The organism is Sphingomonas sp. AC435, assembly GCF_979253005.1.
Map to the genome: position 1 here is coordinate 1 of NZ_CEEDCJ010000099.1, position 239 is coordinate 239.

The following is a 239-nucleotide window of genomic DNA, read 5'->3' on the forward strand; positions in this document are numbered from 1 at the left end:
GGCGAATATCCATAGCGAAGTCGATGTCATAGCCAAAGATGTTGGCCAGATCCATGGTCAGGTTGTGCGACAGACCGGCGCGCTTCGCGGATACGAACAGCGAACTGTTGATCACGCCGTGAGCGTAAGCGTCACGAACATCCGGCTTGACCAGCTCGCGCTTGAAGTCATAGCCCTTTTCCGTCTTGCTCAGGCTGACGCTTTCCAGGTCGCTGAGCTTGCTGTGCAGGCTTTCCAGC

The 239-nt window shown here is 56.5% G+C and carries 1 protein-coding gene; it reads right to left on the bottom strand.

The genetic code is table 11. The annotated features are described in order from the left end of the window. On the bottom strand, positions 1–239 hold a 239-nt coding region (locus AC0CH8_RS19095; protein ID WP_465241229.1), incomplete at both ends, for a hypothetical protein.